This is a genomic window from Mycobacterium attenuatum (genome assembly GCF_900566085.1).
GTDB classification, from domain to species: Bacteria; Actinomycetota; Actinomycetes; order Mycobacteriales; family Mycobacteriaceae; genus Mycobacterium; species Mycobacterium attenuatum.
Genome location: NZ_UPHT01000024.1, coordinates 1 through 15,146, shown reverse-complemented (window position 1 = coordinate 15,146; position 15,146 = coordinate 1). Strand labels below are relative to the sequence as shown.

Below are 15,146 nucleotides of genomic sequence, written 5' to 3'. Positions count from 1 at the left end.
CAGCTCATGCGCGGCGACCCGCCGCGCCCGGCTCCGCCGCGCTTGCGATCACCGCCGAGCTCATGCGCGGCGACCCGCCGCGCCCGGCTCCGCCGCGCTTGCGATCACCGCCGAGCTCATGCGCGGCGACCCGCCGCGCCCGGCTCCGCCGCGCTTGCGATCACCGCCGAGCACTAGCGCCTGCGGCTCTTCTTGCGTGGCGGCGGCAGCGCGCCCTCGGCACGCAATCTGGCGGCATGCTCGGCCAGGGCGTCCACCAGCGGACCCACGGCAGCGGTCTCCGGCTGGACATCCACCCGAAGCCCGAATTCGGCGGCGGTCTCGGCCGTCTTGGGGCCGATGCAGGCGATGATGGTGCGCGCGTGCGGCTTGCCGGCAATGCCGACCAGGTTGCGCACGGTGGAGCTCGAGGTGAAGCACACCGCGTCGAAGCCGCCTGTCTTGATCATTTCCCGGGTAGCCGCCGGCGGCGGCGCCGCCCGCACGGTCCGGTAGGCGGTCACGTCCTCGATCTCCCAGCCGCGTTCCCGCAGCCCCTCGGCCAATGTCTCGGTGGCGATGTCGGCGCGCGGCAGCAACACCCGGTTGACCGGGTCGAAAATGCTGTCATACGGCGGGAACTCGTCAAGCAGACCCATCGACGACTGCTCGCCCGACGGCACCAGCTCGGGGCTGATGCCGAAGGCCCGGACCCGGTCGGCGGTCGACTCGCCGACACAGGCGATCTTGACCCCGGAGAATGCCCGCGCATCCAGACCGAATTCGGCGAACTTCTCCCAGACGGCTCGCACCGCGTTGGTCGAGGTGAACACCACCCACTGGAACCGGCCGTCGACAAGCCCCTTGACTGCGCGTTCCATCTGCGCGGGACTGCGCGGCGGTTCTACCGCAATGGTCGGTACCTCGACCGGCAGCGCCCCGTAGGACGTCAACCGCTCGCTCATCTCGCCGGCCTGGTCCTTGGTGCGCGGCACCAGCACCGTCCAGCCGTACAGTGCCCGGCTCTCCCACCAGTTCAGCTTGCTTCGGTTGCTCACGGTTTTGCCGATGGTCACCACCAGCGGACCGGCGAACGGGCCAACCGGGTCGGCGCCGCCCAGGACTGCCGGATCGGTCAGTCCCTGCAGTGTGGTTTCGACGGAACGCTGCTGGCAGGTGGTGCCGTGCGCGGTGACCACACACGGCGTGGTGTCGGCCAGCTCGTGGTCGAGCAGCGTGCGTGCGGCATCGGCCAGGCGCGACGCGGTCGCCTGCAGGATCAGCGGTCCCGGGGCTGCGGCCAGGGCTTCCCAGTCGGTGTCATCGAGATCGCCACGCACGTCGGCCACCGTGTGCGACGAGCCCAGCGGCAGCCCGGCATAAGTCGGCACCGCACTGGCGGCGGCCAGCCCGGGCACGACCTCGAAGTGCAGGTGGCTGCGCGCCACGGCGTTCACCTCGGCGATCACCGCGTCCACCGACAACGGGTCACCGGCGACCAGCCGCACCACGTCGACGCCCGAACGGGCCTCGGCGGTCAGGGTCTTGGCCACGTCGGCGGGATCCCCCAGCGCCGGGCGGATGTCGGGGCCGCTCGACACCACCGCGAGGGCGGTCTGAGCGGGCTCTCCCTGCCCCGCTTCGACGTTCTCCCCCGGCTGGGCAGCCGGTGCCGGCCCGGATACCGGTGGTAGGTCTTTGCCGATCAGCGCCAGCACCGGCTCGGGTACGTCGGCGTCGGTGAACACCAGGGCGGCGTTCGCCAACACCGCGGCAGCCCGGGTAGTCAGGAGACCCGGGTCGCCCGGACCAGAACCCACAAAAGTGATGCGGCCCGGAGTCGGCTTACGCCCTCGCGTCATCATTGTCGCTCCCACGTCACTCACTCAATTGTCCTTGCGCGGGTCATGCCGCGCTCCCCACATCAACTCTGCAGCGCCCAGTTCGAACAGCTCCGCGGCAACCGAGAGCCCCAGCTCCCGGGCCCGGCCGGAGGTGCCGACGCCGGACGCGCGGATCACGTCGGATCCGTCCAGCGCCGCCACGCAGCCGCGCAGCGACAGCTCTTCGAAGACGCGCCCCTCCTCATCGATGGACTCGACCACCTCCGCGATCGCGCCCACCGGTGCCGAGCAGCCGGCCTCCAGTTCGGCCAGCAGGGCTCGTTCCGCGATGACCGCGGCACGCGTGTCGGCGTCGTCCAGCTCCGCCAGCACGGCCGCCAACCGGCGGTCACCGGCCCGGCATTCGACCGCGAGTGCGCCTTGCGCAGGCGCTGGCAACATCTGCACCGGCTCCAACGTCTCGGTGACATCATCGAGGCGGCCCAGCCGGGCCAGACCGGCCCGAGCCACCACGATGGCGTCAAGATCACCACTGCTTACCCTGTTCAACCTGGTATCTAGGTTGCCTCTTAGGGGGCGGATTTCCAAACCGAGACCCAATGCTCTAAGCTGTGCGGCCCGTCGCGGGGATGAGGTGCCCACCAGCGATCCGGCCGGCAATTGCGCAAGCACCAGCCCGTCGCGGGCCACCACCGCGTCCCGGGGATCGTTGCGGGGCGGTATCGCCGCGATCGTGAACCTCGGGTCGTCGGCGGTGGGCAAATCCTTGTGCGAGTGCACGGCCGCATCCACGCGACCCTCGTCGAGGGCCTCACGTAACGCGGTGGTGAAGACGCCTACCCCCAGCGTGTCGATCGGCGCCGACGACCGGTCGCCGACGGTGCTAATGGTCACCAATTCGGCCGGGTGGCCGTTGGCGATGAGCGCATCTCTGACCGTCGCGGCCTGGGTGGTGGCCAGCAGACTGCCCCGGGTACCTATCCGGATCACGTGCGACAATCAGCTACTCGCCAAACGGGTTCCGATCGCGCGGCAGATCGCCGGGGCGCTGCGGGTGCGGGCCGGCGTCGAATCCGCTTGCCACCGCCGGCAATTCGCCCGCGGTTGCGACGGCGGCGACGGAGTTGATGGCGGTCTGATCGAGTTCGAAAAGCTCGCGCAGCGCCTCGGCGTAGCTGTCGCCGCCGGGAGCGCTGGCCAGTTGCTTGATGCGCACAGTGGGTGCGTGCAGCAATTTGTCCACCACGCGTCGCACCGTGCGAGCCACCTCTTCCCGCTCGGCGCGCTCCAGCCCGGGGAGCCGGTTCTCCAGGCGCAGCAACTCGGCCTCGACCACCTCGGCGGCGCGCTGGCGCAGCGCAGTGACCGTCGGGGTGACCTCGGCCATCCGCTGCCCGACCAGGTAGGCGGCAACTTCGGCCGCAACGATGTGACGGGCGGCGTCGACGTCGGCCGCCGTGGCGTGGGCCGACGGTTCGTGCTGGACACGGTCCACGTCGACGACCCAGACGCCGGGCAGGCCGGCCACCGCCGGATCGACGTCGCGGGGCATCCCCAGATCGCAGATGACCAGCGGCTGCGCCTCTTCGTCGCGGGGGGCGTGCGCCAGCGCATGGTGGACGTCGGCCAGCGAAACCACCGGACTCACTGCTCCGGTGCAGCTGACCACCACGTCGGCATCGGCCAGCGCCGCGGCCAGGCAGTCGAGCGTGAGCACCTCGGCCGGCACACCCGAGGCGCGAATCTTGTCCGCCAGGCGCTGCGCCCGCGGCAACGAGCGGTTCAGCACATGGATCCGCCCGATACCGGCCCGAGTCAGATGCGCCGCCGACAGCGCGCCCATCGCTCCCGCGCCGACTACCACGGCGGTCTTCGACGCCAGCCCGCCAAGGTGTCGTGCGGCGATATCCAGGGCCACCGACACCACGGAAGCACCCGCCGCGTCGATTCCGGTTTCGGAGTGCACCCGCTTGCCCACCGACAGCGCCCGCTGAGCCAGTTCATGCAACACCCGGCCGACGGTGCGGTTGGCCTCGGCGGCGGCATAGGAGCGGCGCACCTGGCCCAGCACCTGCTGCTCGCCGATAACTGCCGAGTCTAGCCCACTGGCCACCGCGAACAGATGCTCGACGGCGGCCTCGCTGTAGCGGACGTAGGCGTGCTTGGTCAGGTCGCCCAGCGACATGCCGGAATGGTCCGACAGCACCTCGCCGATCACCGACAAGCCGCCGTGAAACGCCTCCACCACCGCATAAACCTCGACGCGGTTGCACGTCGACAACACCATGGCCTCGGTGACCAGCGGTGATTGTAAGACCTTGTCGACGATCTTGACTTGCTCGGATTCGTCGATGCTGAGCTGTTCCAGGACGGAAACCGGCGCGCTGCGGTGCGAAACCCCGAAGAGCAGGATGCTCACGGCAGCATCACCTGGCCCGCTCCCTTGCGCCTTGAGAAAGTGAACTGCTGTCTACGGTAGACGGTTGTCAGGTGGCCCACCAAATAATTCGGCGACCTGCCAGGGCCTTCTCAGCTGGCCAGATCGGCCCGCAGCCGGGGTTCGTCGACTTCCCAGTAACTGTGCTCGCGGCCGTCGAGCAGGATCACCGGCAACCGGTCGCCGAATTCGGCGCGCAGTTCGGTATTGCCGGCCGCGGCCGCGGCGTCGACGTCGGTGCTGACCAAGTCGAAGCCCAGCTCCTCGGACAGCTCGGCCAGCTGCGCATGGACTCGCAGGCAGATCGCGCAGCCGTCGCGGGTCAACAGCTCCACCTGCCGGCCCCGGGGCCGCGGCGCTGGGGGTGTCATGGGCACCAGTGTGGCATCCCGATGCCGCCGATACGACGGGAATCCGGCTGGCCCGCTTCTCCCGGTACGCCCCGCGGCCGGACTGTTGTCACCGGCGTCGGGCGACGGTCACCATCCGGTCACGGCGCGGTATCGGGGTCGCTGTGGCGGGGTTGCCAGTGGAGTTGGCCGGCGGTGGCCGAATCGTCGGCATCCCCGTCGGCATTGCCGGACGGCCGGTATGCGGCGTCCGCCTCGTGGGGCGACGACACCGCTGATCGGCCCCGGCCCGCGCCGAAGCCCGCGCCGCGGTCCCCGGCCGCCGCGGCGCCGTTGGGCGCCTGCAACAGGGCACGCACCAGACGACGGGGCCCGTAGGGCCGCAGCATCTGACTCGCCGGGCGCGGACGCACCCGTTGCGGCCACCAGAACCAGCGTCCCAGCAGCGCGGCAATGGACGGCGTCATGAACGAGCGCACGATCAACGTGTCGAAGAGCAGGCCCAGGCCGATGGTGGTGCCGATCTGGCCGATAATCCGCAAATCGCTGAACACGAACAGGGACATGGTCACGGCGAACACCATGCCGGCGGCCGTCACAACTCCGCCGGTGCCGGCCATGGCGCGAATGATTCCGGTATTCAACCCGGCACCGATCTCCTCTTTAAGCCGCGAGATCAGCAACAGGTTGTAGTCCGATCCCACGGCCAACAGCAGGATCACCGACATCGCCAATACCAGCCAGTACAACTCGATGCCGAGGATGTCCTCCCACACCAGCACCGACAGGCCGAAAGAGGACCCCATGGACAGCAGCACGGTGCCCACGATGACGGCCGCGGCCACAACGCTTCGGGTGATGAGCATCATGATGATCACGATCAGGCTGATCGCGGCCACCCCGGCGATCAGCAGGTCGTAGGTGGCGCCCTCTTGGATGTCGTGGAACGTCGCCGCGGTGCCACCCAGATAAATCGCGGCGCCCTGCAACGGAGTGCCTTTGATGGCCTCCCGCGCCTCATCCTTGATCTGTTCGACCCGGGAGATACCGGCCGATGTCGCGGGATCCCCCTCGAGGGCGATGATGAAGCGGGCCGCTTTGCCGTCCGGCGACAGGAACATCTTCAGACCGCGCTGGAAATCGGGATTCTTGAACGCCGACTGCGGCAGGTAGAAGGAGTCATCGATCTGGGCGGCGTCAAACACCCGGCCCATTGCGCCGGGATCCTTGCTGCCTGTATCCGACTGGTCGTAGAACGACTGCAACGTCCCGTGCCAGACCACCAGCATGTCCCGCATGATCGTCATCGTGTCTATCATCGGCGGAATCTGGGCACGCATTTGCGGTAGGAGTTTCACAAGAATATCCATGTCGCCGACCAGATATTCGAGCTTCTCGCTCATCTGGTCGACGTTGTCGATCATGTCGAATATTGATCTGATCGACCAGCAGACGGGGATGTCGTAGCAATGTTTCTCCCAGTAAAAATAGCTACGAATCGGCCGGAAGAAATCCTCGAAATCGGCGATGTGATCCCGCAAGGTGTTCGTGATATTCGACAGATCATGGGTGAGATGGTCCATGTCGACCGTATTGTCGATGACTGCACCCATGAGTTCGTACATGGTGTGCATGGTCGCAATGGAGACATCCATCGCCTTTATCTGTATCAGCATGTCGTCCATACGGGCTTTCATGAACTGCATATTTTCGGTGTTCGATACCCCTTGCATGCTGATGATAAATGGTATCGAAGTGTGCTTGATGGTGGTCCCCAGCGGCCGGGTAATCGCTTTGACTTGTTCGATACCGCGACTGTGATAAATGTTCTTGGCTATCTTGTCCAACACCAGCATGTCCACCGGATTACGCATATCGTGATCGGTCTCGACCATCAGCACCTCGGGGTTCAGCCGAGCCCGCGAAAAATGCCGACCCGCCGCCGCATCGCCGACATTGGACGGCATGCTGGCCGGCATGAACTTGCGCAGATCGTAGGTTGTCTTGTAGCTGGGCAACGCCAGCAGACCGATAAAGGCGATCACGCACGTGGCAGCCAGAACCGGCCCGGGCCAGCGGACAATCGCCGTTCCCACGCGCCGCCATCGCCGGGTGTTCAGTCTCCGCTTGGGGTCGAAAAGCCCGAAGAAGCTGCCGATGGCCAGCACGGCGGGCCCGAGGGTGAGCGCCGCAAAAACGGCGACAAGCATGCCTATCGCACACGGCGGACCGAGCGTATTGAAATACGGCAACCGGGCAAAACTGAGGCAATACATGGCGCCGGCAATGGTCAAACCGGAGCCCAAGATCACATGGGCGGTTCCGTGAAACATCGTGTAAAAAGCGGTCTCACGATCCTGGCCGGCGTTGCGAGCCTCGTGATAACGCCCGAGCATGAATATCGCGTAGTCCGTGGTGGCCGCAATAGCCAGGAGAACCAGCAAGTTGGTCGCAAACGTGGAAAGGCCGAACACGTTGTGATCGGCGAGAAACGCAATAGTTCCCCGGATCGCCCCCAGGTCAATCCCGACCATGATCAAGACGAGAAACGCAGTGACCACGGAACGGTAAATGAAAAGCAGCATCACCGCGATCACCAGGCTCGTGATCGCAGTGACCTTGGCGATACTCTTGTCACCCGCCTCGGCCTGGTCGGCATTCAGTGCCGACGGACCGGTGACATAGGCTTTGACACCCTGCGGCGCCGGTGTGCTGTTCACGATATGCCGGACGGCGTGCACTGATGCGTAGGCTTGCGTCTCATTGTCACCGACGAGGTACACCACGACATATGCGGCTTTGTCGTCCGCGCTCTGTGATCCCCCCGCCGTCAATGGGTCGCCCCAGAAATCCTGAATATGTGCGACATGCTTGGTATCGGCGGACAGCCTTTTCATCAGCTCGTTGTAGAAATTGTGCGCCTCGTCGCCGAGCGGCTTGTCGCTTTCCAGCACTATGGTCACGGCATTATCGGAGTCGAACTCCTTGAACACCTGGCCCACGTGCCGGATCGCCTCGATCGACGGCGCGTCGCTGGGACTCATCGACACCGAGTGGGCCTTACCCACCACTTCCAGCTGCGGAACGGCGAGGTTGACGATCGCGGTGAACCCCAGCCACACCAACAAAATCACCACCGCAAAACGGTGGATCAGCCGCGGCAGAAGCGGACGTTTGGGCGCAGCTGCGTTATCCGGTTCGCTCATGCCGACGTCACCTGACAAAAGGTCAGGGCTTTGGGTCTGGTGACCGACCGTTCGTCCTTGACGGTGCCGTTCACGATGATCCGGCAGCCGATGGTGTCGGCGTTGCTTTGCGCCATCAGGTTCACACTGACCGCCGGCAGCGTCGTGGTGACCGATTGCGACCACGGCAGCGGCACATCCGGCAGCTGCAGCACGTGGGCGTCGGGGTCTAGATATGCGATCCTGGCGCTCGGCGCGGGGCCGAAAACTTCGTAGGTCACCTGCTTGGGGTTGAACAGCGGGACATCGGTGTCAGCCTTGGCCATCACTGCGGGATGCTCGTGAGCGCCGAAGACGCGGTGCAGGCGATAGATGCCGAGCGCCGCGACGATCGCCACGGCGGAGACCGCCAGCAGCAGCCACATTCGTTTCACAACGCTGGTAACCGGATTCATCCTCACCTTCGTGCTCCGCCGCCGGATCGCAACATCGCCTGTTGGATCGGGTGCGCAGCCCCCCGGCGCGCCCCGATCAGGGGGCATGGTCGCGAGCGCTCATTGCGCGAATCTGAACCTCCCGAAACTCCAACGTGAGTGGCAATCCGATGCCTCGTCTGCGCTCGCAGCGTAGACGCTACCGCCGACCTGCTGAATGCATTTCGGATTTCAGATAAACCTCGTTACGGCTCGGCCGGGCTGCGGCCGGAACTGACGGGTCACAGCAACTTCTCCAGCGTAATGGGCAAATCGGTGACCCGTCTGCCGGTGGCGTTGAACACCGCATTGGCGATCGCCGCGGGTACCCCGACGATGACCAACTCGCCGAGCCCCTTGACGCCGATCGGGTCGGCAATCGGGTCTTCGCCCGGCAAGAACGCGGCGTCCAGCGCCGGCACATCGGCGTTGACCGGCACCAGGTAATCCGACATATTCGCGTTGACTATCCGGCCGTCGCGGTGATCGCTGTCGGTGCGTTCCAACAACGCCATCCCGATTCCGCCGACCATGCCCCCGATCGCCTGACTGTGCGCGAGTGTGGGATTGATCACCCGGCCGGCGTCGTAGCACGCATGCATGCGGCGAACCCGCACCGTCGGGATTAGCCGGTCCACGACAACCTCAGCGAACACGGCTCCATAGCCGTAAATGGAGTACCGGCGGTCGGCGTCGTCGGGAGTCCAGGTCCGTTGTGAATCCAAACCGGGCCAGCCGCGTCGGCGCAACAGATCCTGATACGACTCGCCGCGCTCGGATCCGGCCCCGAAAGCCGTGGCGAACATGCGGCCGTCGGCGACCAGGACGTCCTCCGGACGCAGGCCGCTCAGCGGAGATCGTGGGTCGGTTACTGCCGTGCGAATGAGCTTGTCGCGCAGCATGTTCGCGGCGGTGTATACCGCAGAACCCACACTGGCCATGGTTCGCGAGGCCGAGTGCGGCGGCGCCGGCGGAAAACTGCTGTCGCCCAGCGCGACCCGCACCCGGCTCAGCGGCATTCCGAGGGCGTCCGCGGCAACCTGCGTCATCGACGTGTACGTGCCGGGACCCATGTCGCTGGTTCCGCACTGCACTTCGGCAGTGCCGTCGGCGAAAACCTTTGCGATCGCCGAGCATTGGCTGCGATACGTGTGATAGGCCGCCGCGGCCATCCCGATTCCGACGAACAGGTCGCCCTCGCGGGTGGCGCCGGGCGTCGGATTGCGGCGGTTCCATCCGAACGTCGCCGCGCCTTGCGTCAGGCATTCGGTGAGCCGTCTGGTGGAAAACGGCATCCCGTTAATCTGATCGACATCGGGTTCGTTGCGCCTACGCAATTCGATCGGGTCCATGCGCAGGCGGTGCGCCAGATCATCCATGGCGCACTCGAGCGCAACCGTTCCGGTTACGGCGCCGGGGCCCCTCATGAACCACGGCAGGCCGACGTCCAACGGCACCACACGATACGTCGAACGCATGTTGGGCACGCGGTAGAGCACCCGAGGACTACGAACCAATCCGTCCTCGTAATCGCCGTATCTGGCGGTCTCCGTATATCCCTCGTGGATCATCGCCCGGAGGCGCCCGGATTCGTCGGCCCCGATCGCCATGCGCTGCCGGCTGGTGGGCCGGTATCCGACCGCGCTGTACGTATGCCTGCGCGTCAAGACCAGCTTGACCGGGCGTTGCAGCCGGCGGGCCGCGAAGGCGGTCAGCACTTGATGCGGCCAGTTCCGGCTGGCGCTACCGAATGAGCCGCCCACGAACGGCGAAATCACCCGAACGTGATCTGTGGGTAGACCGAAGGCCTCGGCGTAGGAATGTTGTGTTGCGCTGACGTCTTGCACCTTGTCCCATACCGTGAGCCGGTCGCCCTCCCACTTGGCAATCGTCGCCGGCAGCTCCATGGGGTTGTGATCGTTGCGGGCGACGCTGAACCGCAGGTCCGTCAGCACCGAAGTCGCGCCGATCACCTGATCGGCAAAACCGCGGGCATAGTCGCGGACGAATCGGCCGACCCGCTTGACCGCCTGGGGCGCATCGATATCCGTCAACGGCGGCCGGCTCGAATACCGGACATCGACCAGCTCCGATCCGTGGACCGCCGACTCGAGCGCGGTCGCGATCACCACGGCGACCGGTTGTCCGAAGAAGGAAACCACGCGGGTGTCGAAGGGCAGTTTGACCCGGGTCAAGTCGGTGAGCACGGCAAGCACGTCGGGCTGGCGCAGTGCGGCACCGGTGTCGATGCGTTTGATGGTGGCGCAGGCCACCGTGGCGCAGACCAGCGCTGCGTAGAGCAGTCCTGGGATCTGGTTGTCGGCGGTGTAGCGGGCCTTACCAGTCACCTTCAGCGGCCCGTCCACCCTGCTGACCGGCTGGCCGCAGACGACCTGCGTGGCCGTGACCGGGCGGGTCATGGCAGTGCCGCCACGGTGGCCAATTGCTTTTCGAGCGTGCGCTGGAGAAGCTCGATCTTGAAACCGTTCTCCCGCAGCGGTCGGGCACCGGCAACCGATAGTGCTGCGGCGCGGCGGAACAGATCCGCGTCAAGTGACCGGCCCCGCAGCACCTGTTCGACAGCCGGCAGACGCCAGGGCACGGTGGCCACGCCGCCAACGGCGACCCGCGCGCTGCGTATCGTGCCGGCGACGATATCGAGTGCCACGGCCGCCGAGGCCAGCGCGAATTGGTACGACTGACGGTCGCGCACCTTGAGATAGCCGGACCGCCCGGCCTCGGGGCCCAGGGGTATCTCGATGCCGACGAGCAGCTCCCCCTGGCCGAGGTTGTGCTCGCGATGCGGCGCGTCACCTGGCTCACGGAACAGCTCCGCCAACGGGAATCGCCGCTGACCCGCGCCTCCCCGGCTGACGACGACGGCATCGAGTGCAAGCAGCGCGACCGCGAGGTCCGACGGGTGGGTTGCGCTGCAGTGCTGGCTGACGCCAAGGATGGCGTGGGTGCGATTACGTCCCTCGATTGCCGAGCAACCGGTGCCCGGCGCGCGCCGGTTGCATGCGGCCGATACGTCCCGGAAATACAGGCACCTCGTGCGCTGCAGTAGGTTGCCCCCGATCGTTGCCATGTTGCGCAGCTGAGCGGAGGCACTGAGCTCGAGTGCCTGACTGATCACCGGGGCCTGCTGGCGGACCATCGGATGAGCGGCCAGATCCGACATTCGCACCAGCGATCCGACGCGGATCAGTTCCGGCTGCACGTCGATCCAGCGGTAGGGAAGCGCGTTGATGTCGACCAGCGAATCAGGGCGTTCGACGGTTTCCCGCATCAAGTCGACCAGGGAGGTCCCCCCGGCGATATAGCGGGCGCCGGTCGCCGCCGCCCGCAACGCCGACTGCTCGTCGGCCGCCTTGAGGTAGCGGAATGGGAACACGTGCTAGTGGTCGCGTGCCACGGTTGCGACCGCGGCCACGATGTTGGGGTAGGCGCCGCAACGGCAGAGGTTGCCGCTCATCCACTCTTGTATTTCCGACGGTGAAGCGGTGTGCCCTTCGGCGATACAGCCCACGCCGGACATGATCTGGCCAGGCGTGCAGAAGCCGCACTGGAAGGCGTCTTCATCGATGAAGGCTTGCTGCAGCGGATGCAGCCTGCCGCCCGGGCCGGCCAAGCCTTCGATGGTGGTGATCTTCGCGCCTTCGTGCATGACCGCCAGCGTCAGGCAGGAGTTGATGCGCCGGCCGTCCACCAGCACCGTGCAGGCGCCGCACGCACCGTGGTCGCAGGCCTTCTTGGTGCCGGGCAGTCCCGCCCGCTCGCGCAGCATGTCCAGTAGCGACGTGCGGGTGTCGACGACGATTTCTCGAGGTTCGCCGTTGATCTCGGCCCGCACTACAGCGGTGTGGATTTCGTCCTGGACGGTTCGCTCAGATCCGGCGAGACTCGTGACCGCGACGGCACCACCCAAAGCGACGGAGGCACCCACGAACGTCCGGCGATTGACTCGGAACCCAAGTCGGTCGTCCACGGATCCACTGTAGAAGTGCAGGTCGCAACATCGTTGATAAACTCGGATCCCGGCCCGTGTTCGTCCGGGGCCAGCCTGGAAAACCTCTCTCCACACATGTGCCGGATAGGGTTCACGTTGGCCACTGTGTCGCCCACCGGCCGAGTACCGCGATTGTGAGAGGTTTTGATGGCTTCCTCTGATCTGGGTGATCTGGGCACCTCGAACCGCATCACCGGCGTCGACCTGGAGTCGGTGGCCGCAAACGCCAGCGCCGAACGCGCGCTGGACGGCATGCGCGCCTCCGAGGCAGCGCAGGATCGTCCCCAACCGCCCATCGACCTGACCGCCGCCGCGTTCTTCGACGTCGACAACACCCTGGTCCAGGGCTCGTCCGCGGTGCATTTCGGCCGCGGGCTGGCCGCGCGTCACTACTTCACCTACCGCGACGTGCTGGGCTTCGTCTATGCGCAGGCCAAGTTCCAACTGCTCGGCGTGGAAAACAGCGACGACGTGGCTGCCGGGCGCCGCAAGGCGCTGGCCTTCATTGAGGGCCGTTCGGTGGCGGAACTGGTGAACCTGGGTGAGGAGGTTTACGACGAATTCATCGCCGACAAGATCTGGCCGGGCACTCGCGAGCTCACTCAGATGCATCTCGATGCCGGTCAGCAGGTGTGGCTGATCACCGCCACGCCGTACGAGCTGGCGGCGACGATCGCTAGCCGGCTCGGCCTGACCGGCGCGTTGGGCACGGTCGCGGAGTCCGTCGACGGGGTCTTCACCGGTCGGCTGGTCGGCGACATCCTGCACGGCACCGGCAAAGCTCACGCCGTGCGTTCGCTGGCCATCCGGGAAGGTCTGAACCTCAAGCGCTGCACGGCGTATTCCGACAGCTACAACGACGTGCCGATGCTGTCGCTGGTGGGCACCGCCGTCGCCATCAACCCGGATTCGCGGTTGCGCAGCCTGGCCCGCGAACGAGGCTGGGAAATTCGCGATTTCCGGACCGCGCGCAAGGCCGCCCGGATAGGGGTGCCGTCGGCCCTGGCGCTCGGCGCGGCCGGCGGTGCATTGGCGGCTTTGGCGTCCCGTCGCCAATCACGCTGATAAGCTGCGCCGCTGAGCACACATTCGAGCGGAGAACAGCGGCATGACAGTCCCCCAGGAAGCCGAAGGACTCATCGGCAAGAACTACCGCGCGCCGGACTATTTCGAAGTCGGGCGGGAAAAAATCCGCGAGTTCGCGGCCGCGGTCAACGACGAGCATCCGGCGCACTACGACGATGCGGCCGCGGCCGAAGCGGGCCATCCCGCATTGGTGGCCCCGCCCACCTTCCTGGCGGTCGCCGGACGGCGCGTGCAGATGGAGATTTTCACCAAGTTCAGCATTCCGATCAACATCGCCCGGGTCTTCCATCGCGACCAGAAGTTCCGGTTCCACCGGCCGATCCTGGCCGGCGACAAACTCTTCTTTCATACTTATCTAGACTCTGTGATTGAGTCACACGGCACAGTGCTCGCCGAGATTCGAAGTGAAGTCACCGATGCCGACGGCAAGCCGGTAGCTACCGGCGTCGTCACCATGTTGGGGGAAGCAGCGCACCACGAGGCCGAGGCCGATGCCACCGTGGCGGCAATTGCAGCTATTTGAAACAAGTTAAAGCAAGAAGGTAGGGTCCGTTCAATGACGTCTCAGGGTGAAACGGGTGGCACGCAGCTCAAGCCGCCGGTCGAAGCAGTCCGTTCCCACTACGACAAGTCCAACGAATTCTTCAAGCTTTGGCTTGACCCGTCGATGACCTACAGCTGCGCGTACTTCGAAGAGCGCCCCAATATGACCCTGGAAGAGGCGCAGTATGCCAAACGCAAACTTGCGCTGGACAAGCTGAACCTCGAGCCGGGCATGACGCTGCTCGACATCGGCTGCGGCTGGGGCGCCACCATGCGCCACGCCGTGCAGGAGTACGACGTGAACGTGATCGGGCTGACGCTCAGTGAGAACCAGTACGCCCACGACGTGGCGAAGTTCGAAGAGATCGACAGCCCCCGTCGCAAAGAGGTGCGGATCCAGGGCTGGGAGGAATTCGACGAGCCGGTCGACCGGATCGTGTCACTCGGCGCGTTCGAGCACTTCGCCGACGGCGCCGGCGACGCCGGGTTCGAGCGCTACGACACCTTCTTCAAGAAGTACTACAGCTTGACGCCCGACGACGGCCGGATGCTGCTGCACACGATCATCATCCCGGACGCCGACGAAGCCAAGGAACTCGGCTTGACGTCGCCGATGAGCCTGCTGCGCTTCATCAAGTTCATCCTGACCGAGATCTTCCCGGGCGGTCGGTTGCCGCGGATCTCGCAGGTCGACCACTACTCGTCCAACGCCGGCTGGAAGGTCGAGCGCTACCACCGCATCGGCGCCAACTACGTTCCGACGCTGAATGCGTGGGCCGATGCGCTCGAGACACACAAGGACGAGGCGATCGCCCTGAAGGGGCAGGAGACCTACGACATCTACATGCACTACCTGCGGGGTTGCTCGGACCTGTTCCGCGACCACTACACCGACGTTTGCCAGTTCACTTTGGTGAAGTAGCGCCCGCATTTTGCTTCACTCGCGAGCGTAACGCCACGGCGAATTCCGGCCCTTGAAGTCAAGTGTTCAGTGCGACATCGGTGGTTGAGGCGGGGTGGTTGAGTAGCGCGGCGAGGCGCTGGGAGGGTGTGTCGAGGCCCAGGGTGGGTCGGGGTCGTTGGTTGAGGGTGTCTTGGATGCGCTTGAGGTCGGCCTTGGTGTGCATCCTCAGGTCGGTTCCCTTTTCGAACCAGAGCCTCAGCAGACGGTTGGTGTTCTCGTTGGATCCGCGCTGCCATGGCGAAGCTGCCATGGCGAGTGGGGATCGCAGAAGCAGAC

At 65.8% G+C, this 15,146-nt stretch carries 12 protein-coding genes and 1 pseudogene; 3 read left to right on the top strand and 10 right to left on the bottom strand.

What is annotated here, in order from left to right; translation table 11 throughout:
• Positions 1 to 173 precede the first annotated feature (173 nt).
• The 9 genes and pseudogenes from EET13_RS03845 to EET13_RS03805 form a co-directional block, all read right to left on the bottom strand.
• The gene (locus EET13_RS03845; RefSeq protein WP_122441053.1) at positions 174 to 1,841 is read right to left on the bottom strand and encodes a bifunctional uroporphyrinogen-III C-methyltransferase/uroporphyrinogen-III synthase; all 1,668 of its coding nucleotides are present in this window, start codon (positions 1,839 to 1,841) and stop codon (positions 174 to 176) included.
• Positions 1,842 to 1,865: 24 nt separating this feature from the next.
• On the bottom strand, positions 1,866 to 2,813 hold the full coding sequence (gene hemC, locus EET13_RS03840; protein WP_122441052.1) for a hydroxymethylbilane synthase: 948 nt from the start codon (positions 2,811 to 2,813) through the stop codon (positions 1,866 to 1,868).
• Positions 2,814 to 2,826: 13 nt separating this feature from the next.
• Positions 2,827 to 4,242: a glutamyl-tRNA reductase gene (locus tag EET13_RS03835; protein WP_122441051.1), complete on the bottom strand. Its 1,416-nt coding sequence runs from the start codon at positions 4,240 to 4,242 to the stop codon at positions 2,827 to 2,829.
• Positions 4,243 to 4,352: 110 nt separating this feature from the next.
• Entirely contained in the window at positions 4,353 to 4,631 is a 279-nt protein-coding gene (locus tag EET13_RS03830; RefSeq protein WP_122441050.1) for a glutaredoxin family protein, read from the bottom strand.
• A gap of 308 nt (positions 4,632 to 4,939) precedes the next feature.
• Positions 4,940 to 7,816: pseudogene (locus EET13_RS03825) on the bottom strand (MMPL/RND family transporter); the annotation flags it as partial.
• A complete protein-coding gene (locus EET13_RS03820; RefSeq protein WP_244603746.1) occupies positions 7,813 to 8,256 on the bottom strand; it encodes an MmpS family transport accessory protein in 444 nt (147 codons plus the stop codon). The gene EET13_RS03820 and the pseudogene EET13_RS03825, both read right to left, overlap by 4 nt.
• A 254-nt stretch (positions 8,257 to 8,510) precedes the next feature.
• Positions 8,511 to 10,688, bottom strand: a complete 2,178-nt coding sequence (locus tag EET13_RS03815; protein WP_122441048.1) for a xanthine dehydrogenase family protein molybdopterin-binding subunit — start codon at positions 10,686 to 10,688, stop codon at positions 8,511 to 8,513.
• Entirely contained in the window at positions 10,685 to 11,662 is a 978-nt protein-coding gene (locus EET13_RS03810) for an FAD binding domain-containing protein (RefSeq protein ID WP_122441047.1), read from the bottom strand. The genes EET13_RS03815 and EET13_RS03810 overlap by 4 nt, the downstream gene beginning before the upstream one ends.
• Positions 11,663 to 11,665: 3 nt before the next feature.
• The gene (locus EET13_RS03805; protein WP_122441046.1) at positions 11,666 to 12,256 is read right to left on the bottom strand and encodes a (2Fe-2S)-binding protein; all 591 of its coding nucleotides are present in this window, start codon (positions 12,254 to 12,256) and stop codon (positions 11,666 to 11,668) included.
• A 168-nt stretch (positions 12,257 to 12,424) separates the two neighbouring features.
• Here EET13_RS03805 and EET13_RS03800 point away from each other — a divergent pair, with 168 nt between their 5' ends.
• The 3 genes from EET13_RS03800 to cmaA2 are packed head-to-tail and all read left to right on the top strand — an operon-like array spanning position 12,425 to position 14,828.
• Positions 12,425 to 13,342, top strand: a complete 918-nt coding sequence (locus EET13_RS03800) for an HAD family hydrolase (RefSeq protein WP_122441045.1) — start codon at positions 12,425 to 12,427, stop codon at positions 13,340 to 13,342.
• A gap of 43 nt (positions 13,343 to 13,385) precedes the next feature.
• Positions 13,386 to 13,886, top strand: coding sequence for an FAS1-like dehydratase domain-containing protein (locus EET13_RS03795; RefSeq protein ID WP_122441044.1), 501 nt, complete (start codon positions 13,386 to 13,388; stop codon positions 13,884 to 13,886).
• Positions 13,887 to 13,919: 33 nt separating this feature from the next.
• On the top strand, positions 13,920 to 14,828 hold the full coding sequence (gene cmaA2, locus EET13_RS03790; protein ID WP_122441043.1) for a cyclopropane mycolic acid synthase CmaA2: 909 nt from the start codon (positions 13,920 to 13,922) through the stop codon (positions 14,826 to 14,828).
• Between the two features lie 58 nt (positions 14,829 to 14,886).
• Here cmaA2 and EET13_RS03785 read toward each other — a convergent pair.
• Positions 14,887 to 15,146, bottom strand: a 260-nt coding sequence (locus EET13_RS03785; RefSeq protein WP_425294219.1) for a TilS substrate-binding domain-containing protein, incomplete at its 5' end; no start/stop codon positions are given.

Excerpts from the sequence above, each read along its gene's own strand:
- EET13_RS03830 (WP_122441050.1), bottom strand. The coding sequence starts at position 4,631 with ATGACACCCCCAGCGCCGCGGCCCCGGGGCCGGCAGGTGGAGCTGTTG.
- EET13_RS03795 (WP_122441044.1), top strand. The coding sequence starts at position 13,386 with ATGACAGTCCCCCAGGAAGCCGAAGGACTCATCGGCAAGAACTACCGC.
- cmaA2 (WP_122441043.1), top strand. The coding sequence starts at position 13,920 with ATGACGTCTCAGGGTGAAACGGGTGGCACGCAGCTCAAGCCGCCGGTC.
- EET13_RS03800 (WP_122441045.1), top strand. The coding sequence starts at position 12,425 with ATGGCTTCCTCTGATCTGGGTGATCTGGGCACCTCGAACCGCATCACC.
- EET13_RS03845 (WP_122441053.1), bottom strand. The coding sequence starts at position 1,841 with ATGACGCGAGGGCGTAAGCCGACTCCGGGCCGCATCACTTTTGTGGGT.
- EET13_RS03815 (WP_122441048.1), bottom strand. The coding sequence starts at position 10,688 with ATGACCCGCCCGGTCACGGCCACGCAGGTCGTCTGCGGCCAGCCGGTC.